At 31.7% G+C, this 853-nt stretch carries 1 protein-coding gene; it reads right to left on the reverse strand.

Annotated elements, in window-relative coordinates; all coding sequences use genetic code 11:
- Window positions 1-635: 635 nt before the first annotated feature.
- The gene (locus IEX29_RS26435) at window positions 636-833 is read right to left on the reverse strand and encodes a hypothetical protein (RefSeq protein WP_229720416.1); all 198 of its coding nucleotides are present in this window, start codon (window positions 831-833) and stop codon (window positions 636-638) included.
- Window positions 834-853 lie beyond the last annotated feature (20 nt).

Here is an 853-nt window from a genome sequence, read left to right on the forward strand (position 1 = left end):
AAAATACGGTTCATCTTCAATCACTAACGTTCTTACATTGTTTTCTTCAAAATTGAATACCTTTAAATCTGTCATACTATCATTCCTTTCTTTTGGTATACTATTCCTAACTAATTTAATAGGAGGAACTAATTTGAATTTTTCAATCTTCATTAGGCTTTGGGTTGCCTCGATATTTGGTAAAGTTAAAATAAAACCTAAATACAAACATCTTTTATATATGACAGAGAATAAATTTATACTTCCGATACAAACTGAAACATGGACTGACGATGAAGGCTTTCCTCACATCTCCCACAGCCATTGGTATACCATTACTAACGAAGGTAAAAAAGCTATGTGGGGAAAATCTGAACTTCTACATACTAAAATTGTTGCTTGGCTTGCAATACTCATCAGTATTGCATCGTTAACGTTCACCATTTACATACATTTAACAAAATGAAGTAGTACTACTACGAATGCACCTAACGCAAAAATGAATGCTGCAATAGAAATATATAAATTTCTAAATGATCGTTTTAAATTTTTATCTAACTCTTCCTCTGAGAGCCATACTCCGGAGGTTTCTTTTTTTACCGACATAACAATATTCCTTTCTTTTGGTATAATGTTCCTATCTGATTTGATAGTTTTTAATCATTTCTTTTTGTAATTACTCTCATATAAAGTCCTTTATCCGCCAGATAGAGGGCTTTATTTATCGACACATAACTTAAACCACTATCCATTACTAATTTTTCGATGGAGTCAACTAATTCTTTCAACTCAACTGACTGTTCGTTTAACCTGATATCAGATGGTTGTCCATCGGTTAAATGTATTTTTTTCACTTCAATTCACCTCTTCAAAT

It is taken from the genome of Oceanobacillus neutriphilus (genome assembly GCF_014645515.1).
GTDB classification, from domain to species: Bacteria; Bacillota; Bacilli; order Bacillales; family Amphibacillaceae; genus Oceanobacillus; species Oceanobacillus neutriphilus.